This window comes from Methylobacterium sp. BI1, from assembly GCF_056680125.1.
The window spans coordinates 2,488,829-2,513,045 of sequence record NZ_CM155267.1 but is presented as its reverse complement, the minus strand read 5'-3'; the positions used below and the strand labels follow the sequence as shown (position 1 = coordinate 2,513,045).

Annotated in this window: 26 protein-coding genes and 2 pseudogenes; 15 read left to right on the top strand and 13 right to left on the bottom strand. The window is 63.1% G+C overall.

The window, feature by feature from the left end; all coding sequences use genetic code 11:
* Positions 1-343 precede the first annotated feature (343 nt).
* Entirely contained in the window at positions 344-616 is a 273-nt protein-coding gene (locus tag AC1MGR_RS11795; protein WP_480234659.1) for a flagellar basal body-associated FliL family protein, read from the top strand.
* A 109-nt stretch (positions 617-725) separates the two neighbouring features.
* On the opposite strand, the gene xoxF1 is transcribed toward AC1MGR_RS11795, so the two are convergent.
* A complete protein-coding gene (gene xoxF1 / locus AC1MGR_RS11790; protein WP_480234658.1) occupies positions 726-2,528 on the bottom strand; it encodes a lanthanide-dependent methanol dehydrogenase XoxF1 in 1,803 nt (600 codons plus the stop codon).
* A gap of 1,389 nt (positions 2,529-3,917) precedes the next feature.
* Between xoxF1 and AC1MGR_RS11785 the strand changes: the two genes are divergently transcribed.
* The 6 genes from AC1MGR_RS11785 to AC1MGR_RS11760 all read left to right on the top strand — a co-directional run bounded on the left by AC1MGR_RS11785 (position 3,918) and on the right by AC1MGR_RS11760 (position 9,133).
* Positions 3,918-4,151, top strand: a complete 234-nt coding sequence (locus tag AC1MGR_RS11785; protein ID WP_243916593.1) for a hypothetical protein — start codon at positions 3,918-3,920, stop codon at positions 4,149-4,151.
* 140 nt (positions 4,152-4,291) lie between these two features.
* The gene (locus AC1MGR_RS11780; protein ID WP_480234776.1) at positions 4,292-5,110 is read left to right on the top strand and encodes a cytochrome b/b6 domain-containing protein; all 819 of its coding nucleotides are present in this window, start codon (positions 4,292-4,294) and stop codon (positions 5,108-5,110) included.
* Positions 5,107-6,030 (top strand): molybdopterin-dependent oxidoreductase, encoded by a 924-nt coding sequence (locus AC1MGR_RS11775; protein ID WP_480234657.1) that lies wholly within the window; start codon positions 5,107-5,109, stop codon positions 6,028-6,030. Before AC1MGR_RS11780 ends, AC1MGR_RS11775 begins: the two co-directional genes overlap by 4 nt.
* A gap of 256 nt (positions 6,031-6,286) precedes the next feature.
* Positions 6,287-7,093, top strand: coding sequence for an alpha/beta fold hydrolase (locus AC1MGR_RS11770; RefSeq protein ID WP_480234656.1), 807 nt, complete (start codon positions 6,287-6,289; stop codon positions 7,091-7,093).
* Between the two features lie 333 nt (positions 7,094-7,426).
* Positions 7,427-8,509, top strand: coding sequence for a catalase family protein (locus AC1MGR_RS11765; RefSeq protein ID WP_480234775.1), 1,083 nt, complete (start codon positions 7,427-7,429; stop codon positions 8,507-8,509).
* 54 nt (positions 8,510-8,563) lie between these two features.
* Positions 8,564-9,133 (top strand): type 1 glutamine amidotransferase domain-containing protein, encoded by a 570-nt coding sequence (locus tag AC1MGR_RS11760; RefSeq protein WP_480234655.1) that lies wholly within the window; start codon positions 8,564-8,566, stop codon positions 9,131-9,133.
* A gap of 111 nt (positions 9,134-9,244) precedes the next feature.
* Here the strand turns inward: AC1MGR_RS11760 and AC1MGR_RS11755 are convergent, their stop codons facing one another.
* Both AC1MGR_RS11755 and AC1MGR_RS11750 read right to left on the bottom strand, forming a co-directional pair.
* Entirely contained in the window at positions 9,245-9,658 is a 414-nt protein-coding gene (locus AC1MGR_RS11755) for an ester cyclase (RefSeq protein WP_055950637.1), read from the bottom strand.
* 160 nt (positions 9,659-9,818) lie between these two features.
* Positions 9,819-10,231: pseudogene (locus AC1MGR_RS11750) on the bottom strand (transposase); the annotation flags it as partial.
* A gap of 505 nt (positions 10,232-10,736) precedes the next feature.
* Here AC1MGR_RS11750 and AC1MGR_RS11745 point away from each other — a divergent pair.
* Entirely contained in the window at positions 10,737-12,464 is a 1,728-nt protein-coding gene (locus AC1MGR_RS11745) for a diguanylate cyclase (protein ID WP_480234654.1), read from the top strand.
* Positions 12,465-12,853: 389 nt separating this feature from the next.
* On the opposite strand, the gene AC1MGR_RS11740 is transcribed toward AC1MGR_RS11745, so the two are convergent.
* Positions 12,854-13,270, bottom strand: coding sequence for a response regulator (locus tag AC1MGR_RS11740; RefSeq protein WP_108039783.1), 417 nt, complete (start codon positions 13,268-13,270; stop codon positions 12,854-12,856).
* A gap of 216 nt (positions 13,271-13,486) precedes the next feature.
* On the opposite strand from AC1MGR_RS11740, the gene AC1MGR_RS11735 reads away from it, so the two are divergent.
* Positions 13,487-13,846: a M10 family metallopeptidase C-terminal domain-containing protein gene (locus AC1MGR_RS11735; protein ID WP_480234653.1), complete on the top strand. Its 360-nt coding sequence runs from the start codon at positions 13,487-13,489 to the stop codon at positions 13,844-13,846.
* Positions 13,847-13,885: 39 nt separating this feature from the next.
* Here the strand turns inward: AC1MGR_RS11735 and AC1MGR_RS11730 are convergent.
* The 5 genes and pseudogenes from AC1MGR_RS11730 to AC1MGR_RS11710 form a co-directional block, all read right to left on the bottom strand.
* Positions 13,886-14,011 (bottom strand): annotated as a pseudogene (locus AC1MGR_RS11730) (transposase); the annotation flags it as partial.
* Positions 14,012-14,158: 147 nt separating this feature from the next.
* Positions 14,159-14,401 carry a DUF6894 family protein gene (locus tag AC1MGR_RS11725; protein ID WP_108039779.1) on the bottom strand — a complete coding sequence of 81 codons (243 nt, stop codon included), beginning with the start codon at positions 14,399-14,401 and terminating at the stop codon, positions 14,159-14,161.
* Between the two features lie 161 nt (positions 14,402-14,562).
* Positions 14,563-14,802, bottom strand: coding sequence for a DUF6894 family protein (locus tag AC1MGR_RS11720; protein ID WP_480234652.1), 240 nt, complete (start codon positions 14,800-14,802; stop codon positions 14,563-14,565).
* Between the two features lie 147 nt (positions 14,803-14,949).
* Complete coding sequence (locus AC1MGR_RS11715) at positions 14,950-15,693, bottom strand: Crp/Fnr family transcriptional regulator (protein ID WP_108039775.1); 744 nt, start codon at positions 15,691-15,693, stop codon at positions 14,950-14,952.
* A 147-nt stretch (positions 15,694-15,840) separates the two neighbouring features.
* The gene (locus AC1MGR_RS11710) at positions 15,841-16,086 is read right to left on the bottom strand and encodes a DUF6894 family protein (protein WP_480234651.1); all 246 of its coding nucleotides are present in this window, start codon (positions 16,084-16,086) and stop codon (positions 15,841-15,843) included.
* A gap of 387 nt (positions 16,087-16,473) precedes the next feature.
* Between AC1MGR_RS11710 and AC1MGR_RS11705 the strand changes: the two genes are divergently transcribed.
* Together AC1MGR_RS11705 and AC1MGR_RS11700 are read left to right on the top strand one after the other, a co-directional pair.
* Positions 16,474-16,611, top strand: a complete 138-nt coding sequence (locus tag AC1MGR_RS11705) for a hypothetical protein (RefSeq protein ID WP_480234650.1) — start codon at positions 16,474-16,476, stop codon at positions 16,609-16,611.
* Between the two features lie 390 nt (positions 16,612-17,001).
* Entirely contained in the window at positions 17,002-17,265 is a 264-nt protein-coding gene (locus AC1MGR_RS11700) for a hypothetical protein (RefSeq protein WP_480234649.1), read from the top strand.
* Positions 17,266-18,157: 892 nt separating this feature from the next.
* Here the strand turns inward: AC1MGR_RS11700 and AC1MGR_RS11695 are convergent.
* The 3 genes from AC1MGR_RS11695 to AC1MGR_RS11685 all read right to left on the bottom strand — a co-directional run bounded on the left by AC1MGR_RS11695 (position 18,158) and on the right by AC1MGR_RS11685 (position 19,948).
* Entirely contained in the window at positions 18,158-18,397 is a 240-nt protein-coding gene (locus AC1MGR_RS11695; RefSeq protein ID WP_480234648.1) for a hypothetical protein, read from the bottom strand.
* Positions 18,398-18,447: 50 nt separating this feature from the next.
* On the bottom strand, positions 18,448-19,017 hold the full coding sequence (locus tag AC1MGR_RS11690) for a hypothetical protein (protein ID WP_480234647.1): 570 nt from the start codon (positions 19,015-19,017) through the stop codon (positions 18,448-18,450).
* Between the two features lie 61 nt (positions 19,018-19,078).
* The gene (locus AC1MGR_RS11685; protein WP_480234646.1) at positions 19,079-19,948 is read right to left on the bottom strand and encodes a PRC-barrel domain-containing protein; all 870 of its coding nucleotides are present in this window, start codon (positions 19,946-19,948) and stop codon (positions 19,079-19,081) included.
* Positions 19,949-20,113: 165 nt separating this feature from the next.
* On the opposite strand from AC1MGR_RS11685, the gene AC1MGR_RS11680 reads away from it, so the two are divergent.
* Together AC1MGR_RS11680 and AC1MGR_RS11675 are read left to right on the top strand one after the other, a co-directional pair.
* Positions 20,114-20,929 (top strand): universal stress protein, encoded by an 816-nt coding sequence (locus AC1MGR_RS11680; protein WP_480234645.1) that lies wholly within the window; start codon positions 20,114-20,116, stop codon positions 20,927-20,929.
* Positions 20,930-20,978: 49 nt separating this feature from the next.
* A complete protein-coding gene (locus AC1MGR_RS11675; protein WP_480234644.1) occupies positions 20,979-21,329 on the top strand; it encodes a 4-fold beta flower protein in 351 nt (116 codons plus the stop codon).
* Positions 21,330-21,384: 55 nt separating this feature from the next.
* On the opposite strand, the gene AC1MGR_RS11670 is transcribed toward AC1MGR_RS11675, so the two are convergent.
* Positions 21,385-22,314 (bottom strand): LysR family transcriptional regulator, encoded by a 930-nt coding sequence (locus AC1MGR_RS11670; RefSeq protein WP_480234643.1) that lies wholly within the window; start codon positions 22,312-22,314, stop codon positions 21,385-21,387.
* 160 nt (positions 22,315-22,474) lie between these two features.
* On the opposite strand from AC1MGR_RS11670, the gene AC1MGR_RS11665 reads away from it, so the two are divergent.
* Together AC1MGR_RS11665 and AC1MGR_RS11660 are read left to right on the top strand one after the other, a co-directional pair.
* Complete coding sequence (locus tag AC1MGR_RS11665; RefSeq protein WP_480234642.1) at positions 22,475-23,035, top strand: OsmC family protein; 561 nt, start codon at positions 22,475-22,477, stop codon at positions 23,033-23,035.
* Between the two features lie 12 nt (positions 23,036-23,047).
* Positions 23,048-24,208 carry a sensor histidine kinase gene (locus tag AC1MGR_RS11660; protein ID WP_480234641.1) on the top strand — a complete coding sequence of 387 codons (1,161 nt, stop codon included), beginning with the start codon at positions 23,048-23,050 and terminating at the stop codon, positions 24,206-24,208.
* The last annotated feature ends 9 nt before the right edge of the window (positions 24,209-24,217 follow it).

The following is a 24,217-nucleotide window of genomic DNA, read 5'->3' as shown; positions in this document are numbered from 1 at the left end:
CGCTGCCCAAAGAAGTTGACCGACCGTCATCATCCCCCGCATGCACGGAGATGATGACGCAACAGTTGGAAGCGGACACGGTCATCGCGATCCATTTCCAGGGCCTGATGACTTGGTCGGCACGTCGCCGTTTAGGTCAGGCGCTACGGGCCCGTTCCGGATGACGCCCCTCGGCGAACTCCTCGACGATCTTCGCGCAGCGGATGTACCCGATGACCGTACGAGGGTCGACATGACATGCCGCGGAGCGTAGCCGTTCGCTCCGGCCTTCAGTATGGACCGATGCACGAGCCGAGCCGTTGATCCCGTAGGGACCGAATTTGCGGTCTAGCGAGGCAGCGGAATGGCAGAGGAACTCAAAGGACAGGAAGGGCGTCAGGGCAAGCGGGGTAAGCCGGCACTCGTGGTCCTGGGCGTCAGCGTCGCCCTCGCCCTGGTAGCGATGGTCGGGCTTCTGACATGGAACGGCTCGAACGCCCCGCAGGAAGCGGCGGTCCAGGGCAAGGCAGGGGTGCAAGCCCCCGGGGTGGGCAGCGCTGCTTCCTCGAACACGTCGAAAGTGCCAGCGGACAATCCCGCCTACCCAGCCCCCGCCACGCGCAACGCCAACCCATAGCCGGCGTCTACTGCGGCCTACGGCACGGCTTGCGACAGGCCCCTCACAAGGAAATGCCGGCGCGGAAACCCGCGCCGGCACCCAAGGCCTTACCGTAACGTGCGACCGATTAGTTCGGCAGCGAGAAGACGGTCAGCTGACCACCGAGGTTGGTGTAGTTCGAGAGGGCAGCGTAGCCACCCACCGCGCCGAGACCGGCGTTCGGGTCGGTCAAGCCGGCCGCGAGGCCGATGCCGGCCCAGCCACCGACACCCGACAGGATGCCGACGAACTGCTTGCCCTTGTGGCTGTAGGTCATCACGTTGCCGATGATGCCCGACGGGGTCTTGAACTTGTAGAGTTCCTTACCCGTCTTGGAGTCGACAGCCTTCAGGTAGCCTTCCAGGGTGCCGTAGAACACCACGTCACCGGCGGTGGCGAGGGCGCCCGACCACACCGAGAACTGCTCGGCGTTCGACCACTTGATCTTACCGTTCACGCCGTCCCAGGCGATGAAGTTACCCATGCCGCCGTGGCTGTTGGGGGCCGGGTACATGGCCAGGGTCGCACCGACGTAGGGCTGGCCGGGAGTGTAGGAGACCCGGAACGGCTCGTAGTCCATGCAGACGTGGTTGGTGGGCACGTAGAACAGGTTGGTCTTCGGGGAGTAAGCAGCAGGCTGCTGATCCTTCGAACCCAGCGCCGCGGGGCAGATGCCCTTGGAGTTGGTGTCCTCACCGTTCTGCTCGGTGGAGTACTTGGCCTGGACGAGCGGGCGGCCGTAGTTCTTGGAGCCCTTGTCCATGTCGACCTTGGAGGCCCAGTTCACGACCGGATCGTACTTCTCGGCGACCAGGAGCTCGCCGGTGGCGCGATCGAGGGTGTAGCCGAAGCCGTTACGGTCGAAGTGGGTCAGGAGCGGACGCTCCTTGCCGTCAACCTTCTGATCCGTGAGGATCATCTCGTTGATGCCGTCGTAGTCCCACTCGTCGTGCGGGGTCATCTGGTAGACCCACTTGGTGGCGCCCGTGTCGGGGTTACGCGCCCAGATGGTCATGGACCACTTGTTGTCGCCCGGACGCTGCTTGGGGTTCCAGGTCGAGGGGTTGCCCGAGCCGTAGTACATCAGGTCGAGCTTGGGATCGTAGGAGAACCAGCCCCAGGTGCAGCCGCCGCCGGTCTTCCACTGATCGCCTTCCCAGGTCTTCAGCGAGGAGTCCTTGCCGACCGGCTTGCCGAGCGAGGTGGTCTTCTCGCCGTCCATGATCATCTGCTCGTCGGTGCCGACGGAGTAGCCGCGCCACACCTTCTTGCCCGACTTGGCGTCGTAGGCGGTGACGTGACACTGCACGCCGAACTCGCCGCCGGAGATGCCGACGATGATCTTGTCCTTCACCGGGAGAACGGTGGCGGTGTTGGTCTCACCCTTCTTGGGGTCGCCGTTGACGACGGACCAGTTCACCTTGCCGGACTTGGCGTCGAGCGAGACGACCGTGGTGTCGGCCTGGTGCAGGATGATGGCGCCATCGGCGTAGGCGAGGCCACGGTTGACCGTGTCACAGCACATCACCGGGATGACCGACGGGTCCTGCTTGGGCTCGTACTTCCAGGCGATCACGCCGTCCTTGTCGAGGTCAAGGGCGTAGACGATGTTCGGGAAGGGGGTGTGGACGTACATCATGTTGCCGACGACGAGCGGGGAGCCCTCGTGGCCGCGCAGCACGCCGGTCGAGAAGGTCCAGGCAACCTGGAGCTGCTTGACGTTGCTGGCGTTGATCTGGTCGAGCTTCGAATAGCGCGTGTTGGCGTAGTCGACGGTCTGAAGGACCTGCTCGGCCGGGTTGGCCGTGCGCTTCAGAACGTCTTCGTTGGCGAACGCCGTGGTCGAAGCGACCATGCCGGCGCCGAGTGCGAGAAGATGTACCGCTCTCATGAATTCCTCCAGGGTGAGATGATCAATCGTGGCCTGAGAAGCAGGCCGCCCATTCATCTCATCATTGTTGATGTCTGGTCGTTACCAGTAGCTACATGCATTGGAAGGCAAGCAGCCATCTCTCCTGTGAAGCAAAATAGCTCCGCAGGAAGAGCGCCCACATGAGTAATATGTTTCCACGTCAACGCAATAAGATTCTCATAAGTGCGACAAAAAAGCGATCACGTAATTGTTAGGGCATCCATGCAAAAACAGCGGACAAACCCGAAGACTCACTGCTATGCGCACGCGAATTTCTTACCGAACATCAATATGTTCGGCGTAAATTGCTCGCGACATTTCAATTTAACGAATTGCAGACCGGCCTGTTTATGCTAAGTCTTTTCTGCGACGGGGTTGAATGTTTCTTGGGTGTACCGCTCGGAAACTCTTGACCCTCACTCCGACGGTGAGGCCGAAAGGCTCTCACCGTTTTTTTGTACCCACGGCCCAAAATAGACGACGGCGCAAGAGCGAATTTCCTTTCAGATGCACTCCGATCGGTATGATCGCGCTAAGTTTTTTCAGGGTCAAATCCGGGTAAAACTGGCAATTACAGCATGGCAATCAGGAAATATACGCTCCCGTATTGCCGAACTCTATAGATTAGATCTGTACTGTCCTTCTATCTCGTTCTCAAAAATTTCGGCCCTAATTTCTCGGTGGCGTGATGCGAAGGTCTATTGTTACAAGCGATCGGTAAGCAGGTGTGACTGGCTCCCGTAAAGGCTCGTGGGTAGTTTCCACCGCTATGTCCTCTTCGCTGAGCCTGCCGGCCAGAAGCGGACTGGCGAGAAACCATCCAATCGGCACATTTGTCCTAAACGTATATCTGTCGGCTATTCGGTGGTATTCCTGACATTAGGCTGGGGCTTCCACCATCCTGATCCCGTCTACGGAGTGGACGGGGCGGCTCACGACCCAACCTCGTCGTACAAACTGCCCTACGCCATCCGCCGAAAGCGGTCGTTCGTCGATCCGTGATGTCGGCAGTAGCACCACATCTGCGGGCCTTCTCCCGCAAGTGGGAGAGGGTCCGCCACCGGTGCAGGAGTGGGCTCGATACCGTTGACCTCGATGGCGTCAGGTCGGGGTCGCCCACTCGTCCAAGGTTGCGATCCGACTCGGCAGATTCTTGCCGGGGGCTGAAACTTGTCGCGGACCAGCTCCGTATCGATGTGCAAGAATAGGATCGCGCCCAGGCCAAAAGCCTTGATGTGAGCACCGAATGCCTATTGCAAAACTATCATAGTACAGAAAAGTAATTTCTTGTTTTTTTAGGAACAACGATACAATGACTCTGTTGCCTTGTGAGTTGGATAAGATGTTCACCTCCAAAGGAGATCCTACATGAAGAAGTTCACCCTTGCGCTGACCGCTTTGACCGCCCTCGGCGGCATTGCCCTCGCCGCCGGTTCGGCCACGGCCGCCCCGATGTCCGTCAACGGCATTCAGTCCGAGAGCGGCGTCACCCAGGTCCGTATGGACCGCAGTGAGCGGATGATGATGAAGAAGCGCATGATGCGGAAGAACATGATGAAGCGCCGCATGATGAAGAAGCGGATGATGAACCGCGGCATGTGAACTCGAACGTTTGATGCTTTTGGAGGTCCCGACGCAGGGGCCTCCACCCCAACGGCCATGACTTCGAGGAAGACCGTTTGGCTCGAACCTACCTCACCCGTTCCGCACCCGAGACCGGCGAGATCGAGCGTCGCCGATGGATGTTCAGGCATCCTGTTGTCATCCGCATCACGCACTGGGCCAATGCAGTCTGCCTCCTGATCTTACTCATGAGCGGCCTGCAGATCTTCAACGCCCACCCGGCTCTGTACTGGGGCAAGGTCTCGACCTTCGACGCGCCGCTCATGGCGATGTCCTCGACCGAGGACGACCCGCCCAAGGGCATGACGACGATGTTCGGCCACGGCTTCGACACCACGGGCTGGCTCGGCTCCTCAATCGGCTCCAACGGCCAGGCCGCCGACCGCGGCTTCCCCAGCTGGGCGACGCTTCCCAGCGACCAGGACCTCACCGGGGGTCGCTCCTGGCACTTCTTCTCCGCCTGGGTCTTCGTCCTGAACGGCCTAGGCTACCTGCTTTACGGGCTGGTCAGCGGTCAGCTTCGATTCCGCGTGATCCCGTCTCGCGACCAGGTCCGTCATTTCAGCGCGTCGATTTGGGAGCACCTGACGCTGCGCTTCCCGCAGGGCGACGAGGCCAAGCGCTACAACGTCATCCAGAAACTGACCTACCTCGTCGTGCTGTTCGTGCTGCTGCCAGTGCAGGTGCTGGCCGGGCTCGCGATGTCGCCGGCGATGGACGCGGCCTTTCCCATCCTGCTGACGCTGTTCGACGGGCGCCAGTCGGCCCGCACGGTCCACTTCGTCGTGGCGGCCATGCTGGTCCTGTTCGTGCTCGTGCACGTCGCCCTCGTCCTCCTCTCGGGCTTCTGGAACAACATGCGTGGCATGCTCACCGGCTGGTTTGTGATCGAGCGCAAGGTCGAGCCGTCACCCGTCGCCGGGGAGACCCGGGCATGAGCCGCCTTCCGAGCCGACGGGCCCTCCTGGCGGGGGCCTCCGCCACGGCTGCGGCGGCCATGCTCGGCGGGTGCGACCGCCTCGGCAACGCGGAGTGGTTCCAGCGCACCCTCAAGACCGGCGAGGACGCCAACCTGTTCGTCCAGCGCTTGCTGCTCACCGACCGGACGCTGGCACCGGAATACGCCGAGACCGACATCTCGCCGTGGTTCAAGCCGAACGGCACCGAGGACCCGCTGGACAAGGCCTACAAGGCTTTCGCGAAGGCTAAGTTCGCCAAATACCACCTGGAGATCGATGGCCTTGTGGAGGCGCCCTTCAAGCTCTCTCTGGCCGAGCTCCGCAAGCTTCCCGCCCGCACCCAGATCACCCGGCACGATTGCGTCGAGGGCTGGAGCGCCATCGGCAAATGGACCGGGGTGCCGCTCTCCGACCTCTTGTCCCGCGCCAAGCTCAAGCCCGGGGCGCGCTACGTGGTGTTCCACTGCGCCGACACCATGGACCAGGGCAGTCTGCTCGAAGGCGGGGGAGACGGTGAGGATGCCGATGAGGTCCCTGCCGGCAACGCCAACCCGAGCATGACCAAACAATCGGGTAGCGGGGAGAGCAGGAAGGACTCCGGCGGCCAGCAGGCGACGGATGATGACGCGGCCAGCGGCGGATCGCCGGTCCGGTATTACGAGAGCATCGACCTCGTCGATGCGTTCCACCCGCAAACGATCCTCGCCTACGACATGAACGGCCAGGCGCTTCCGGTCTCAAACGGGGCCCCGCTGCGCCTGCGCGTGGAACGCAACCTCGGCTACAAGCAGGCGAAATACGTGATGCGCATCGAGGTGGTCGAGAGCTTCGCCCACCTCGGCGATGGCAAGGGCGGCTACTGGGAGGACCAGGGCTACGCTTGGTACGCCGGCATTTGAGTGGGAACGGACGTGTCGTCTTCGTTTCTGCGAGCCTGGAAAGCGCAGCTCTCTCCTGGCGAACTCCGGTAGGGCCTTCGCGGCGACATCCGGCGCTCGCAAAACTGCAAAGTACGGTCGGCCCCGCGCCGCGTAACTGGCTATCAAACCGGCGACTCGGCCTCGAAGCGTCCAATATGGGCGACCCGCGGACCTGACTGGCACGCCCGACCTGTGAAATCTGCGACGGACCAATGTTCGGACTGCAGCGCGAACATTGAAGGACAACGCCGTCATGTCCCTACATTCTGAACGCCTCGGCACGGGCCGGCCGCTACTGATGGTCCATGGGCTGGGGGCCAATCTCCGCACCTGGGATCCGCTCTTAAGCGCATTGCGCGGCTCGCGCGAACTGATCTTAGTCGATCTGCCGGGACATGGCAGATCGGCCCCGCTCCCGGGCCGGCAGACGGTGGAGGCCTATGCGGACGCGCTTGCCGGCTTCGTAAATTCGCAAGGCCTGACGACAGCGGACCTTGTCGGCAGTTCGGTGGGGGGCCGGCTGGTTCTGGAGCTGGCGCGGCGGGGCATTGGTCGGCACTGCGTGGCGCTCGATCCAGGCGGTTTCTGGCGCGGATGGGAAACGCGCTGGTTACACTGGTCGCTCGCGGCATCGATACACCTGGTGCGATTGCTGCGGCCCTTCCATCCCGGCCTGTCACGCCACGCCGTCACCCGTACGCTGCTGCTAGCCCAACTGTCGGCCCGTCCGTGGGTGCTGCCGCCGCAGCTTGTCGTAGCGGAGCTGCAAAGCCTAGCGGCCACACCGGTGTTCGATGCGATGCTGCGTGAGCTGGCACGCGGGCCGTTGCAGCAGGGCTCGGCGAAGACCCCTGGCCTTATCACCATAGGCTGGGGCCGCCAGGACCACCTGCTGCTGCCGCGCCAGGCTGCACGCGCCCGGGTCGCCTTCCCGTCGGCCCACCTGCACTGGTTCGGGCGCTGCGGCCACTTCCCGCATTGGGATCAGCCTGCCGAGACGGCGCGCTTGATCCTTGAAACGGTTGGGACGGATGCGCCTTGAAATGGCTTGTCGCATGCCCGAGCCCGCGGTCATCCACGGGCCGTCAATCACATCGGCCGAGATTGTCGCCCCCGCCCCGCCGCAGTCCATGGTCCAGTCTTCTATTGCCACGAAAACTAAGCAGCGCTTCGAAGCCAACTTATAGCGCAGCCGAACTCAGGCAGACTTTCAACGGACGCGAAGTCGTCCCGGACCGGGAATGGTCCCCGGCCCCCGACCGCCTCGATGTTCGAAACGGAATCCCGTTTCCGACTCGATACGTCGACCCCCGAATCCGCAGCGCTCTTATCCGCCGCGGTTCGCTTCAGTGCCCCGATCACCGTGAGGAAGATCATGACCTACCTTCGATACGCACCCGACGTCGAGAAGCCCGATCCGGACGAGCAGGAGACGATTGACGGCATCATCAAAGGGATGACGCAGCAATCGGAGACCGTCGAGGCACGCGAGCACCATGCCGTGCGCGCCAGTCACGCCAAGAGCTCGGCCTGCGTCATCGGAGAGTTGACGATTTCCGCCGGCCTGCCGCCCGAACTGGCGCAAGGGCTTTTCGCGACGCCCGGCACCCACCCCGTGGCGGTCCGTTTCGCTCAGGGGCCAGGCGAGACCCTGGGTGATCGGGTCTCGACCCACCGCGGCATGTCCATCAAGGTGTTCGATGTGCCCGGCGAGAAGCTGCCCGGCCACGCCGTCGACACCCAGGACTTCGTCCTGGCGTCGGGCACGACCTTCCCCTCGGGGACGGCAGCCGGCTTCCTGCGGGACGGCACCGTCATCGGCAAGTCGACGGGATTGCCGGAAGGGGTGAAGAGCGCCGTCTCTTCGACCATGCGCAACCTCAACCGCGCGCTGCATGCCTTCGGGGCAGAGAGCGCGCTGGCCGACTTCTTCGGTCATCCCTTCAGCCATCCCCTCGCCGACAGCTACTTTAGCCAGGCGCCGGTCCGCTATGGCGATTACGTTGCCAAGCTCGGGGCTGTGCCGGCGACGGAGAGCCAGAGTGCCTTGTCCGAGTGGCGTCTCGATCCGCATCAGGATGAGGACGGCTTCCGGCATGCCACGGTCGCCTTCTTCAGGGAGAACGAGGTGGTGTTCGAGTTGAGGGCGCAGCTTTGGGCGGATGCCGAACGGCAGCCCATCGAGGACGCTTCGGTCGATTGGCCGGTCTCGATCAGCCCCTACCGCACGGTGGCGACGCTGCGCCTGCCGCGCCAGGCAGCCTATGCCCCGGAGCGCGTTCGCTACTTCGACGAGGTGATGACTTTCCGCCCTGCGCATAGTCTCGCGGTGCACCGGCCGCTCGGCTCGGTGATGCGGGCACGGTTGCAGGTCTACACGGCGCTGAGCGACTTCCGCCACCGCAAGAACAGCGTGGCGGCCGAGGACACCGCCGGCATCGACCGCATCCCGGCGTAAGGAACGGCGCGACCTGCGCTTGCGAATGAATCCTACACCCAGAAAGAGGATGACATGAGCTTGCATGGCAAGAAGATCGCGATCGTGATCGCACCGCGCGGCACCAAGGAGCCGGAGTTCGCCAAGCCGCATGAGGCGGTGAAGCAGGCCGGGGCGACCGTGACGGTCATCGGTCTGGATGCCGGCGAGGCCGAGACCGAGAACAACGACCTCGATCCGGCCGGCCGCTACAAGGTGGACAGGACCATCGATGGGGCATGGGCCACGGATTTCGACGCACTCGTCATCCCCGGCGGCTGCATCGGAGCGGACAAGCTAAGGGCGAACAAGGACGTCGTGTCGTTCATCCGGGACTTCTTCGCCGCGGGCAAGCCGGTCGGGGTCATCTGCCACGGTCCCTGGACGCTGATCGAGGCGGACGTCGTAAAAGGGCGGACGCTGACCTCCTATCCAACGGTCCGGCGCGACATCGAGAACGCCGGTGGCACATGGGTCGATGAGGAGATCGTTTGCGACAAGGGGCTCGTCACCAGCCGCACGCCCAAGGACCTGCCGGCCTTCTGCGCCAAGATCATCGAGGAGTTCGCTGAGGGCCGTCATCCCGACCAGGCCCGGAGCGCCTGAGTGGTCGGGTAGCCAGCGATCGGTTCTTGAGAGCCCGGGGCTGTCCATGGGCCGCCCCGGGCCAAGCCTTGACGACGTCCCGTGGTCGGGACGCCCTCGCGGAAGCCTCCATCAGCCCTCGATGGCGCCGATCTGCTTGAGGATGCCGAGCTCGTCGGATGAGCCCCACCGCTCGACCATCTTGCCGTCGACGAAGCGGCCGATCTGCATGCCGCGGACCTTGATGGCCTTCCCGGTCGGCTTGTGGCCGTTGAAGTCGCCTTGATGCGTGCCGGTGAGAGTGTAGGCGAAGGCGACGCTGTCCCCGTCGGCAACGAGCTTCTTCACCTCGACCTGCATGTCGGGGAAGGCGGAACGGAGCTGCGTGAAGAAAGCCTGGTATCCCTCGGGACCCATGTGCTGGCCCGGCGCCGGGTCGTGATCGTGGCAATCCGGGGCGACGACCTCGGGGAAGGCATCGAACCGACCGCCGTTGACGAGTTCGCCGAACTTTTCGGTCGCTTGGATGCTGGTCTCGCGGGACATGGTGTTCCTTGGGGTTTGGGGGCAGCGACACGGCGCTGGGTATCTCGACCCACGGGAAACTCCCGCCACGGTCGGACGTTGCCGATGCCGCTCACGACCGGGTCGGGATGACCGCTAGGCATGACGCCGGATCGTGTCGCGGTAACTAGTCGGCCCCTGGCTCGGACAGCAGGCCCATCTCGCAGCACAACGCGACGAAACGGACACAGACGCGCCCGATGGCCGATCCGTTCTGCCGGCGGAACTCGGCCATGGTCTTGTGATCGGGCGACAGCTGGCCCGTCAGCCACATGACCTCGACGTTGCGGTCCGCTTCACGCTCCAGACGTCGGCTCCACGGGACTCGGTTGAGGTATCCGTAGACGTAGAGCTTCAGAAGTGCGGCCGGATGGTAGCCCGGTCGTCCCGTCGCCGCCGCATCGACGCCCGCAAAGCCGAGAGTGCCAAGATCCAGCGCCTCGACGAAGGCATCGAGTACGCGGACCGGGTTTGTCCTCGGCGATCCAATCTTCAAGATAAGGCGGGAAACAGCGTCATCTGATGGCGCTCGGCACCGACCACAAACCGTCCCATGCCAGTCTCCGATCATCCCGGAGAAAACTACCATCATGAGCGTTTTGACACAGCCAGGGTCGGAAGCGGTCCCCGCGGATATATCCGCTTCGATCTATCGGCCACCCGAAAGCGGCCTAGCGGAAATCGACCCAACCCAGCCGCCTGGATCGCCATTGGCGCTCTTCATAAGCGGCCATCCGTTGCCCGTCGGGCAACTTCGGCTCGGGGTAGATTTCACTGGTCCGCTTTGAGGCAGCGATGCGAGGAAGCAGACATCGTCGCCGAGCCTACTCACGACCCTACACAGACTCACGGAAAGTCCGTTTCGCGGCAACTTGATACCCAATGACCTGCGGTTGGGCTGGGTAATGTGTGACGGTCTGCTTTGGAGCGGCAAACTCAACAAACCGGATATGGCTATTCGCCTCCAATCGAGCCGCGCAATTAGGAAGTCGTTCACGAACAAATTTCACGCGCTGTGATGGATCGTGCCGCATAACCGTCGTCGGTTGGATCCTTCAAGATGTTCAAGCAGCTCGCGAACCGTGTTTCACTGCGTCGTCAGATCAGTCTGCTCGCCAGCACAATCGCTTTCGCAATCGTTGGGGCGACGACGATCGGATCTGCTCACCTCGCACGTGAGCAGGCGATCGATACGGCGCAGAACGCCCTCTTGCAGGTCGCACGGTCGATGGCTGATCGGCTTGATCAGGATATGGCTGAACGCCTGCGGGAAATCCGCAACGTCGGGGCGCTGGAGCCTCTGCAGCCCCATTGGCTGGAAACTACCGGCAGCCTGCGCAACGTGCTTGAGACGATGCAGAGGACATTGCCGGATTACGCCTGGATCGGGTTTGCCGATCGCGACGGCCGCGTGCGTGCCGCCACAGGCGGCATCCTCGAAGGGGCGAGCGTCAGCCAACGACCCTGGTTCAACAATGGCCTTCGACAAACCGCTGTCGAGGACGTGCACGCGGCGGCCTTGCTGGCATCCAAGCTCCCTCCTCACCGCGACGGATCACCGTTCCGGTTCGTGGATCTGGCCGTCCCGGTCGGCGATGCCTCGGGTCAGATCATCGGTGTTCTCGGGGCTCACCTCAGCTGGCGCTGGGCCGACGTCGTTCGGCGCGAAGTCCTGTCGTCACGACGGCCTGAGTTGGAGGAGGATGTCATCGTCCTCGATCAATCCGGCCGGGTCCTCCTCGGACCAAATGCCGACGCGATCCCCTACACGGCTGCGGAAATCGCGTCCGGCCATTTCATCGTTCACACTGCTGAAGGCGATCGGCTTGCTGCGGCCGCCGCGACGCGCGGTCGTGGCGACTATCCAGGGCTGGGCTGGATCGTCATCGCCCTACAGCCAGTCGGTACCGCACTCGCGGGAGCAAACCGTCTGACCAGTCTGATCCTGCTGCTCGGGCTTGCAACGGCCGTACTCGGCGTTGGCGCAATCTGGTGGCTTGCAGCGCGGCTTACCCGGCCATTGGCGCAGCTGACAGAGGCGGTCGACCGCATCGGTCGAGAGCCGAATGCAACGATGACGCGCCATGTGCACGGCTCACCCGAGGTTCTGCGCCTGTCGGCCTCGGTCAGATCACTTCTCAGGCGTGTAGGCACAGCTGAAGCGGATGCGCGCCTGGCGGAGGTAGAGGCTTCGAGTGCGGTGTACGCCGCGGAGGATCGTGTCAGACGCTTGGGAGATGATCTGCATGCCATGCAGCTGTTGGCCGACACGGATGCGCTGACTGGCCTACTTAACCGGCGCGCGTTCATGCCCTTGGCCAAGGACGCCATGATCCACTTCAAGCGCTATCGCCGACCTAACTGCGTTCTGATGATCGACATCGATCATTTTAAGCGCGTCAACGACATTAATGGTCACGGGGCGGGCGACGAAGTCATCCGCCAGATCGGCCGGATCATCAGCGAGGCGATCCGGACCTCCGATAGGGTCGCCCGGTTCGGAGGCGAGGAGTTTGTCGTTTTGCTCCTCGAGACCGACCTACCGGAAGCCGCGGTCTTCGCCGACCGCATCCGCCAGAGGGTTGCGGACACGGTGTTCGAGCCGGAGCGTTCTTGCATCAAAGCGACAATTAGCATCGGCATAGCCGAGGCTGAGTACACAGACGGTGACGTTGACCACACGATCGAACGCGCAGATCGCGCGCTCTATGCGGCCAAGTCGGGCGGACGCAACTGTGTGCGTTCATTCGAGGCAGCAATATCGTTAAGTCTTAAAGCGGTTGCCTAAAAGGCTATGGCTGAAAGGGATGCGTCGTAAGAAGCATGTCCACTTCGGGACGAGAGGCCAAGGTCCGCTTCCCACCCCCGGCCGCAGTTGCCAGACAGGCGACGAATGACCGCTATGGGGAAACGCCAGCTGCCGCATGGGTGACCAGCTTGGGTCGAAAGCGGAAGGTGTCGATCGTCGGAAATACAACCGAATACAGTGATCATCATTCAGGTCGCATTTGATTGAAAGCCGCTGCTGAGTAATTTGATGGAATCCCCCCAGCAGACTAGAGACATTCGCAGAACCTATCTCGGTATCTTAAGAAATTTATGTGATAACGCCCTCGATTATTTCACCGCACAGCTACCAACACACCTTAAATCCGGTTCCTTCGGCGGCCGGCTTTTTCATTCTGCCCTTGGTGCATTCAATGACGAAGGCTTGCTCTTCTCTGACAACACCATATTCACGTGCTTGCGCAAGATGTTGGGGCCGAAGGGCTTCGGGAGGAATACGGCCCCTTCCGGCAAATCTTTCGGACCAGGACGCTGGACGCCCGATGCGACGACGATAGAGATGTGCGGCCAACGCTCGGCCGTTTCCCGCGCCAGCGCCAAGCCATCAGGGCCGCCGGGCATGTCGATATCGGTAAACAGCAGCACAGTCGATGAGGCGTTCTTCTCGATCATTTTGAGGGCCTCAGGTGTATCCCTGGCCGTCATGGATGCGAACCCCGCATCATCGAGGATCGCTTCAACATCCATGCGAACGAGGAAATCATCGTCGGCTACGATGGCGCAGAGGGCTGGCTGAGCATCGGTCATGTCCAACAAATTCGCTGGGACGAAAAGGTTCGTACCCAGGCAGGAGTTTTTTCGATTGCCGGGTATCGATATCCGCTATTGGCACCACTTTCCCTCTTCGGGGGCTGGCTTTTCTGCTGCTACGGCATCTTGGTCCCGTGATATGTCAGCGTCGAGGTGTAGACGATCTTCTGATGTTCGTCCCTGACTGTCACCCTTGGCGACGGATCCGACGTCGTGCGCCTGAACGACAACGGGGACGTCGTCGTCGGCGGTCACGGCAGCCACGTCATCCAGGGCGGGGCAGGTGCCGATACGATCATCGCGGGCTGGGCCGGCGGCTCCACAACCGGTGGCGCGGGTGCAAACACCTTCGCGTTCAGCCACCGTGCCTGGGGCGTCGAACCCATCTCCGACTTCACCCATGGAACAGATCAAATCGACCTGCGTGGCCTCGGAGACACCTTCGCTGGGCTAAAGATCGCCGAGACGACCGTAGCCACCACCATCCTGAACGCGGGCGGCGCCGGGGACGCCATCATCCTAGCGAACATGCATGGCGTCCACCTCACGGCGAGCGATTTCCTGTTCGCGTGAACGGGGATCTCAGGAGGTTCTTCTTCCAAATTTGGCGAATCTGTCGTCGAAGCCGGGAAACCGGCGCTGGTAGCGGGCGATCAACTGCGGGTCGAACGTCATCTGCCGATCGCGCGGGATCGCCAATTCGATCCAGCCGGTCTCGGTCGTGACCGTCTTGCGGCCACCCCTCGGTACAGCGATTGCCGGGTTGGAGCTCGTCTTCCTTCAGGAGGTCGCTAAAGGGCTCGGTTGGCTGTGAAAGCTTTTGGTTAACCCTTCTGTTGTGGCCATATTTGCTCGTGCTAAAGCGCCTGCGCCGCTTCGATGACATCATCGAGATCGCATATCAGTTCCATTGAATATAAGCGTGGCTGTATAAACAGTCTCGTTATTATCGTCACGAACACGACAAGTTATAGTATGATGGTCACCTCCGTCAGGCAATATTTCACGAGCGAAATCGGGAAGGACTCTTTTTGCCTCCTTACGTACGGCATCGAAGTCTAGACACAAAATACCGACGTCATCCAGGAAGAAATTTCCATCATGAACATCGAAGTAATACCGAGACATAAAACGATCCGGGTGCTTATGGCAGAAGCACGCACGTCTCCCAGGCGCGGAATGCCGAGAACGTCGCCGTGACTCCTTATAATAGCTAACTTTTGTTCAAATATCCATCCACGATAATCACAACCAGGAGCATAGATCAAAATAGATGTCGGGCTGTTATCTCAGCGGATGAGCCATGTCCCAGTATACGTAAGCGCCGCGGAATAGATGGGGTGCCCATCCTCGTCCGTCACGAGAACCGAGAATGCTTGGTGTTCGCCATCTTTGGAAATCTCATGGGCCGCAATTTGGGGTAGAACCGTTTTTGCGTGACGCGCCGCATCCTTGGGTCCGAGGAGATCCATTCCCTCGTCGTCACGAAGCGTCGACCCGTCATGAATATCGAAAAAGTAGCGGGGCATAGGAATCTCCACGCGCGGTAGGCGGGAGCACACGAAGTCTCACAGGCGCGGAGGGCCACGGGCAGGGCCGCGATGGATCACAGTCTAGGCGCAGCTTCTAACAAAATATTTAACAAATGGCTGTGCTCATTCATCTCACTGGGTGTGTCAGTTCCTCCGCCCTGCCGGATGGGGCAGAGGCCGAGGGCGAAGATGAAGATAATTTGGATTAAACCCAGCAAAATCCTTGATGGCCTCGACATCGGGTAGCGTGACCCGTCTCTCCCGAAACACGACGAGTTTCTTCTGTCGCAGCCCCTGAACCACCCGGTTGACATGGACATTCGAAAGGCCTGCCGTATCGCCTAAGTCTGCTTGTGTGAGGGGAAACACGTAGCTGTTCTCCGTTGCAAGCCCGACAGCCTGAAGGCGGAGCAGAAGTTCGCAGAACAGATGGGCGATCTGCTGGTCCGCAGAACGACGGCCCATGTTGACCAACCACTCGCGCAGGATCGCTTCGTCGACGAGACCAGCCCAACGCAGAGCGCGTTCGAGTGTCCGATGGTTTCCGAGGAGGTCGTCCATCACCGATCGTGGGATACGTACGACATCGCAGGAAGTGATCGTTCCGATACAATGATCCATCGCGCCGAGGATCGACACGTTCAGGTCGCAAAAGTCCCCAGGAATGAGAAAGGCGACGATTGAACGGCTTCCGCTTGGAAGGACCTTGTAGCGGCAGGCAAACCCTCTCTGAATCAGATGGACGTGATCCGGTGCATCCCCTTCCGAAATAAGGTTCGTCCGAGGTGAGACGACGCGAACATGTTCACTCGCTCTGGAAAGCGCCGCCTCATCGGCCTCCGATAGAACGAAACTGTGCTTAAGCTTCGCAACGAATGGATTGAGCATACGCCCTCCTGGGCCATGCCCATCGGAGGTATACAAATACGAGTTACGACAATCTAGTATTGATAATACGAATTCGTAACAAATCATCGAGGATGACATCGATTTTTTTGCAAGATAGCATAAATTTGTTTCATGTATATTTTGATACTATATTGTATTTCGGAACCAGCTACCTGTTAACGTCATGGTCGCAACATATACGGTTGAGTTTTCTTCATTGCGTACCGCCGCCGTATAGGCCTGCTTATTTTTATCTGCGGGAATGATAGATTTGGCGATCTCGGGCAGTGCCCGCATCACCTCTGTCTCAACCTCCTTATGATTAGCAAGCTCCTGACCAATTGAATCTATTGTCCAAGAGCCGCAAAAGTAATCGAAGTAGTACCGAGCCATTTCCTAATCCTCTGCTTATAAATTATCCCCTAAATTCCCAACGTGTCACGCTTTTGGCCCGTTAACAAACGATTATAGCCAGGCTTTGCTAAATGTTAATCCAAAATTTGAATGATGATTTGCTGTCGAATCCAAAATTTTACCCTAGAACTATTCTAATTAGAATGATTGTGTAGTCACATACGTTCAACCAACCAGCGTTTTCTACGAGCGTAAGTTTCGATTGTCTCCGCGTCTTCCTGCACCGAACAGATCGGCACCATCGAGCGCCGCCTCGACAGCGCCGGTGCGGTCGAGGTTTCCGGCCTTCGGACCGGCCATACGCTCACGACCGGCTCGCCACGCGCCGTCACGAGCGCTCGCCTCGACCCGCCGAGCGACCTCGGCATGGTCTCGACGGCGGTCCACATGGCGGCCGCCCGGACCCTGATCATCCGGGCGGCCGACGAGGACCGGCGCGGCGACAAGCGCGCCTGCGAGAACACGATGAGCGAGGCCAAGGGCATGATCGGTGCATTGCCGTAGTCCCGGCGGGACGGAATCGGTTCGGCCTCGGCTGGTTCGGCGCGACTGTTGTAACCCCGACATGGACGGATGCTCGATCCGCCCATGAGGCCCGTGGGACGATGCCCCATAGGCATCGCCGATCCGCTCCGCTCGGTCGGTTCCAAGGCGAACCGATGCGATCCATGGTCCCGACGCCCGCATTTATGCACGGCCGGTTTCCGGAAACGGTTCGCGCATCCGCTCTGAATGGCTGCTAGCCTGAGCATCCCTACGATCCAACGGTCGTCGGGCCGATGCGCCGGGACCTTGCCCCCTTCACTCCTGCGCATCGGGCTTTTGGCTGGCGAAGGCGACGCCCATTGCCAGGGCACCGCTCGCCCGCCCACGCGGACATGCCGGAGGACGACGATGCCCAGCCACGCTTGCATCGATCCGTACGATCCGTACGCCCAGGCGGAGGTCCTCGTCGATTTCGAGGTGATGGCCAGCGGTGTCAGGTTGATCGCGGTCCGCGATGCCTGGGACCACGACACGCTCCCCGAGCTCGACGAGCCACAGCGCAAGGCGCTCGAAACCGAGATCCTCGACGACTACCGCCAGCACGCTCCGTCGACCGACGGACCGCCGCGCCGGGGGGCGATCATGGGCAGCCCAGGAACAGGAACCGCATGAGCATCGAAGGCTACGTGTCGCAGTCCGACCCTCTGCGTCCACGGAAGCGAGAGGCGCCCGCCCGTGAAGGCGGGATCGGTCGTCGTGCGCGACGAGAGCATCTGGCCGATGCCCAACGCGATGGATGAAGCCGCGCGCCAGGCGCGCGAGGCTATGGCTCGGCTCAGTCGTTCGCTAGGTCACGCCGGGGAGGAAGGCGAGCGGCTCGCATCGGGAGGGAAACCGGGGAGCGTAACAGGTTAAGCGTTGGCATCATGGGTACGAACAGGCCGGCATGTACTAACGTCTGATCGATCAGATCACGACCTGGGCTTAGCCAGCGGAGTCTAAGACCGGGGATGGAGAGATTTAAGCACAGAGGATGCTGCGTCGTTTTTAAGACGGCCGGTCTATACTCTAGGTTTATTGAATCGGAACTTTGGTCTTGAAAGCAGTTTTTTGCGCTGGAGATCACCGAGACCAGCAGCCCAAGTGGATGCGGCATCGTCAACTGCAATCAGAAATTTGATGTCGAGCTTGAGCGCTAACGGTCGCTGTATCTTTTGCATCTCGTCAATCTTCAAGAAAGCGTCGGGTTTACATATTTTCCGGCCAAAAGCAGACAGGCAGGAATCCACCCAACCCGGTCGTAGAGCGGACAAACGGATTCCGATCCAACTCGGCCGCTCATCGCGTTTCACTGCCTGCCTGTAAGCGGACATTGTTCTGAAGCCCGCTGTATGGGTGGGACCTCCGGGCCGTAGTCCGGCACGACGCGCGCCTCCGGCAGCGGGCTCCGATCGGCCTGAGGAGGGATGGGCCAGTGACGGGTTCGTGAAGGTTGGGTCGGGCCACTTGGGGGCATCGGGGCTCCCACGTCGGGGTGCGTGGGATCCTAAGGTGGCCTAGGCGTTTAGCCCATGAAGTGCCAGGCGGCCTCGGACCTAGTGCGCTCGTGGGAGACGATGCCATCGGGTCGGAGCCCGACCTCGTCGATCCGGGCCTTCTCCGAGTGGTCGAGGGCGAGGTCTCGCTCCTTAGCGGCGGCGGCGTGCTCGCCGTTCGCAAGAAGCCTGGCCGAATGCCGGTAGTGGGCGGCGGCCCGGTCATGCTGGTGCGCGGCTTCCTCGCAGATCCGTGCCATCTTGCTCATCGCCATCGTCCTTCCCCCGCATTGGTGCACATCAGTCCGTGCGGCCCTCGTCAGCCGCGGACCTGGCTCTGCGCCACATCGCGGTCCCAGGTGGTCCTGGCGGCCTCGCGGGCGGCGCGGGCGGCGTTCGCTGTGGCCGTTGCAGCCCGGACGATTGACGCCCGCGCCCCGGATGCCGCCCGGCGCATCGCCGCCATGTTGGTGCTGATCGAGGCCGCCACGGCATCCTGCGAATTCCGTACCGCCGCCTGCGTCGCCTCGACCGACTTTCGTGCGGAATCGGCGGCCTTGAGCATCGACGCGTTGGCCGCGATGCCCGCGGCCCGGTTGGCGTCGGCGATCTTGGCCTCGGCGCGGTTGGCGGCCTCCGCCGCGTCCGTGACGAGCTTCCCGATCATGTCGGCGGATTGCTTCGGGGCGCCCTTCACCGCCGCCTTCGATGCCTGCATCGCGAGCCGGGCCGCCTCGCGGGCCGCATCGGCGGCCTCGTTAGCCTCGCGCCCTGCCTCACGCATCGTCGCCGCGGCATCCGTGGAGGGTGCAATCGGCGCTTGCGCCATGGCCGGGGTCATCGTCGTCAGGGCGAGGAACGTCGCAGTCAGTGCCATCATCGTACGCATGGTGGGATCCAGTCGTGTCTTGGGGATGGGAGGCAGGGCGAGCCTGCCGAGGGGGTCGGGCTCAATCGACCTGCGGGGTCTTGGAGGCGGCGCCCCAATAGGCGTCCGCCCTTGCCGTCTGCTGGGCGAACGGCTCCGCCTTCACGAACCGGCCCTCGACGATCCGGGGGGCCTGGTCCATGGCGTCCTTGCTCGTGTCGAGGACGAGGATGTTAAGGTTGGGCGAGACCTTGAACCGGTCCCACGGGACCGCGACGTGGCGCTCCCCAAGGCCGAAGACGCCGCCGCGCGCGACGACGAGGTAGGCGATCCCGCCGCCCTCGGCCCCCATGACGATGTCGTCGACGCTGCCGAGCGCCTCGTTGCCGGGGGTGCGGACCTCGCTCCCGAGCAGGTCGTCCGACCGGAAGGCGGCGGCCCGGCTCGCGACCGGCTGCGCCAGCGAGAGCTCCTGCTTGCGAAAGCCCAGGGCGTTCGCGCCCCGGAGGTCACGACCCTGCATGCCGGTCTTGTACTGGTCGTAGCTGGCCTGGATCTGGACGAGCACGTCGTCGCACGGCTGCTGCATGCCATGGCGCGCCAGGATGTCGGCGGCGGAGAGGAGCACCCGGACCTCGTATCCGGGGCGGGCGTTCGCGTACCCCATCATCGCGGAGGCGGCGCCCATCGCCATGCCGTTGTTCCCGGCCATGCCGCCGAACCAGTAGCCGCCGAGGGGATAGCCGTAGCCGTAGCCCGACCCGCCGAGCCAGTAGCCTTCCTTCTCCATCCGGGCATCGAACGCCTTGAGGTGGTCGAGGCATGCCTGTGCCGGCTTGGCCTCCGTCTCCGCCATGGGTCCGGCCTGCGGCTCCTCGGCGGCCCGGAGCGGGGCCATCAGGGAGAGCGAAAGGACCGCCCCGAGGGCGATGGATCTGGCTGGCCGTTGCATGATCGGTTTCCGGGATGGCGGGCACCCAAAGGCTGTGCGCCCCGTCCACCCCTCCTGTCTGATCGCTCCGCCGCCTCGATACTTCGTACTGGATCAAGGCCGACCCACCATCGTCCGTGCTTCCTTCCGGCCATCGATCCCGAGGCTCAAGGACGGAGCGCCGACATGAACGTGGCCAGCATCATGGTCTCCGTGGACCTCGGCCCCGCCGCGGCGGACCGCATCCAGCTCGCGGCCTCCCTCGCCATGCGGTTCGAGGCCGAACTGATCGGGGTGGCCGCCCGCCAGATCTCGTCACCGGCCTACTCGACCAGCGTCTACGCGTCCCTTCAGGTCACGGACGTCGAGGTGGCCCGGGCGGAGCAGGACCTGGAGCAGGTCCGGCTCGTGTTCGACCGCAACGTCGGGGACGTCGCCCAGACCGATTGGCGCTCCGACCTTGCCGATCCCTCCACCTACCTCGCCAAGCAGGCCAGGGCGGCGGACGTGGTGGTGGTGGGCCGTTCGGGCACGCCCGATCCCGAGCCCGGTCTCCTCACCGTGCTGCCCGGCCCCTTCGTCATGGAGGCCGGACGCCCGGTCCTCGTCGCCCCGCCCGGCATCGAGTCGTTGCGCGTTCGACGTGTCGTCGTCGCCTGGAAGGACACCTTGGAGGCCCGCCGCGCCGTCCTGCACGCTCTGCCGTTCCTCGAACGGTCGGACCAGGTCCTCCTCGTCGGCGTCGGTCCGGCGGGGGATGTCGAAGGGCTGGACGACGTGGCCGCCTACCTTTCCCGGCATGGCCTGGCCGTCACGCCGCACAGGCTGGGGAGCGACGATGCGGGCGCGGGGGAGGCGATCCTCGGTTTCGTCGCCCGCGAGGATGCAGACTTGCTCGTCATGAGAGCCTACGGGCATTCGAGAATGCGCGAGTGGATGTTCGGCGGCGTCACCCGGGACGTCCTGCAGAACACCCCGGTCTGCTGCCTGATGAGCAATTGACCGTCCCCCGACCGGCGAGAGCCGCCATCCAATTCCGACGGAGCCCAACATGATAGAACTGTTCGACCGCGAGGGCCGGGAAGCCGCCTTCTGCCGCGACGGGCACTCCGTCTACCTCTGGGACGGGACGCCTGCGGCCTACATCGACGGTGAGGCGGTCTACGCCTATTCCGGCCGCCTCATCGGTTGGAGCAGGGACGGCTGGATCTCGGACGAGGCGGGCGGGCGCCTCCTGTTCGAGTTCGACGCCATCGGCGGCCCGGAGAAGCCGAGGCGCCAAACCAAGACCACGGCGGGTCCCAGAGGCACCAAGCCGGCCAAGGGAACCCCGGAGCCCGTCTCGCCACGCCCGGCCCCGTCGCAAGCATGGTCCGAGCGGTCCTTCGCCGAACTCGTCTGACCCCGGTGCCGTCCGTACCGTCCCTCGGCATGGACGCACACGCTTCCCCCATGCATCACGCGCCCACGCCGCGAACGTCCTCCTCGTTCGTACCGGAAGGCTGAAGCGCATGGCCAAGCGCCTGGATGCTCTCCGTTATGTGGGTCAGCACCGTCCGTATCCTCGGCGTGTCGCGATTGTCCTTATGGACCAGCAAGAGGATGTCTGCGCTGGGAGGCTCGGTAGGAACCTCGATCCTGGTGAGCCGCGCTTCCTCGTCGCCGCGGAACCGGGCCAGGCAGGCCAGCCCGCCGCCGTTGGCGGCCGCGAGCACGGCGGCCTCGTGGCTGCTCGTCTGCAGGACCACCCGGGACATGGGAGCCATCTCGGTCAGCCAAGCCGATTGCGTCATCTCCTGGCTGTCCTCCATCTGCGTGATGAGGTGGTGGTCGGGGCAGCCGTCATCGAAGTTCAGTTCGCCGCGCTCCCGAATGTAGCCCGCGGTCGCGTAGAGGCCGAAGGCGATGCCCCCGATGCGCCGCACCACGAGGTCGTGCTGCTCGGGTTGCCGCATGCGGACCGAGATGTCGGCCTCCCGCATCGCCAGGCTGAGTTCCCGCGGGTTCGGGATGAGCTCGATCATGATGTCGGGATGCCTGGCGTGCAGGCTGGCGAAGCTCGGGGCCAGCAGGTGCGCGGCGATGGTCTCGGCGCAGGTCACCCGCACGAGCCCGCGCAGTCGGGTGTCGCGACCGGTGACGTCCCGCTCCAGGGCGAGGGCTTCCGCCTCCAGGCTCTCGGCCTTCCTGCGGACCTCCTCGCCGGCCAGCGTCGGCACGTAGCCTTCCGGCGTCCGGTTCAACAGGCGGACCGCGAGGGTCGCCTCCAACGAGTTCAGACGACGTCCGACCGTCGATTGCGAGACATGGAGCACCCGGGCGGCGGCCGACAGACTCCCGTGCCTCGCCAGGGCAAGGAAAAATCTCAGGTCATCCCAGTCTAGCATTCCGCCGACCTCGCCAATTCTGCGGTCCTCGTCGTCATATTTGGTTGCCTAATTCGATCGGCAGAAGCCTAAACTAAGAAACATCAGATGCCTATCGATCAAATATTTTCGCTCGGATAGTTGGGCGGATTGGGCGGCCAATCGAGAGATGGAATTGTGCATGGCTAAGCTACCCCCCACATTCGGCATCCCGACACCGTCCCTGTCGAACAGACGCGAGTTCGATGCCGTCGTCGCCAAGGCCAAGGCCGACCCCACCGCGGTCCGGACCCTGCGGTGCCGCACGGTCGCGCAGGGCCGTCTCAGCCAGTTGAACTACATCCGCAACCTGCCGCCGCAGCCGGTGATGGAGGACGAGCCAGAGGGCCTGCTCGGCGAGAGCAGCGCGCCGAACGCATCCGAGGCCCTGCTCGCCGCCCTTGGCTCCTGCCTGTCCATCGGCATCCACGCCAACGCCCTGGCACAGGGCATCCCGATCCGCTCGCTGGAACTGAGCGTCGAGGCCGACATCAACATGACCTCGGTCTGGGGCAGCGGCGATCTTCACCCGAAGACCATCGGGTTCGAGAGCATCCGCGTCTCCGTGAGCATCGACGCGGACGCCTCGCGAAAGGCGCTGGCGGCGCTGATCAAGCACACGGTCCTGTGGTCGCCGGTGGCGAACACGCTGCACAACCCGGTCCACCTCGATGTCGCGCTCGCACCCGCCACCGTCGCCTGAGCGAGCCCGGACATGACCGCGACCTCGTTCCTCTTCGCGATGGGGCACCGTTTCGTCCGGCGGATAGACAAACGAAGGGGATCGATCCCGTTCCTCGGAGCCTTGCCGAAGGCGGCGGAAACCTCGGAAGCGCCCGACGCGAGCGACCTCGACCGTCTCGTGATGGAGGCGAAGGCACACTCGGTCGCCTTGGCGCTGAGCGAGGAGCGCCTCCGCTTCACCCAGGAAGCCGGACGCATCGGATCCTGGACCCTCGATCTCAGGACGATGTCGCTCGATGCGTCGGAGGGATGCAAGGCGAACTTCGGTCGCGATCCGGACGCCGGTTTTACCTATGAGGCGTGGATCGAAGGGGTCCATCCCGACGACAGGACGCGCATGAAGGCGGCGGTCTCGGAGGCCATCGCGGGGCGGACCCGGTACGACCACGAGTTCCGGATCACCTACCCGGGCGGCGCGGTCCATTGGATCCATGCGCGGGGGCACGCCTCCTACCGGCCGGACGGCACAGCCTTGACCATCGCGGGCATCTCGCTCGACATCACCGACCGCAAGCGGGTCGAGGATCACCGCGACCTGCTGGCGAAGGAGCTGGCCCACCGGGTAAAGAACACCCTCGCGACGGTTCAGTCGATCATCCGCCATACGCTGAGGACGTCCGCCTCGCTCAAGGACGCCGAAACCGTCCTGGAGGCGCGGATCATGGCCCTGGCGGCCGCCCACGACGTGCTTATCCGTGATACCTGGGATCGGGCGACCCTCGGCGAGGTCATCGCCGTGGCGCTGCGCCCGTTCGGGGCCGAGCGGACGGATCGGTTCGGATACGACGGACCCAAGGTGAACCTGACCTCCCGGGTCGCCCTGGCCTTCGCGATGGCGCTGCACGAGCTCGCCACAAACGCCGTCAAGTACGGCGCCCTGGCGACGGATGCCGGGCGCGTTCGCATGACGTGGGACATCCTCGACGGGGTCGGCTCGGACCGGCTGCGTTTCCGTTGGGAGGAGTCCGGGGGGCCCCCCGTGGTTCCGCCGACCCGGACGGGTTTCGGATCACGCATGATCGAACGTGCGCTGGCGGTCGAGATCGGCGGCTCCGCCGACATCGCGTACCACCCGACCGGCATCCTCTTCACTGCCGTGGCGCCCCTCCACGGCGTTTCCGGGAATGGCTGACCGGAATGC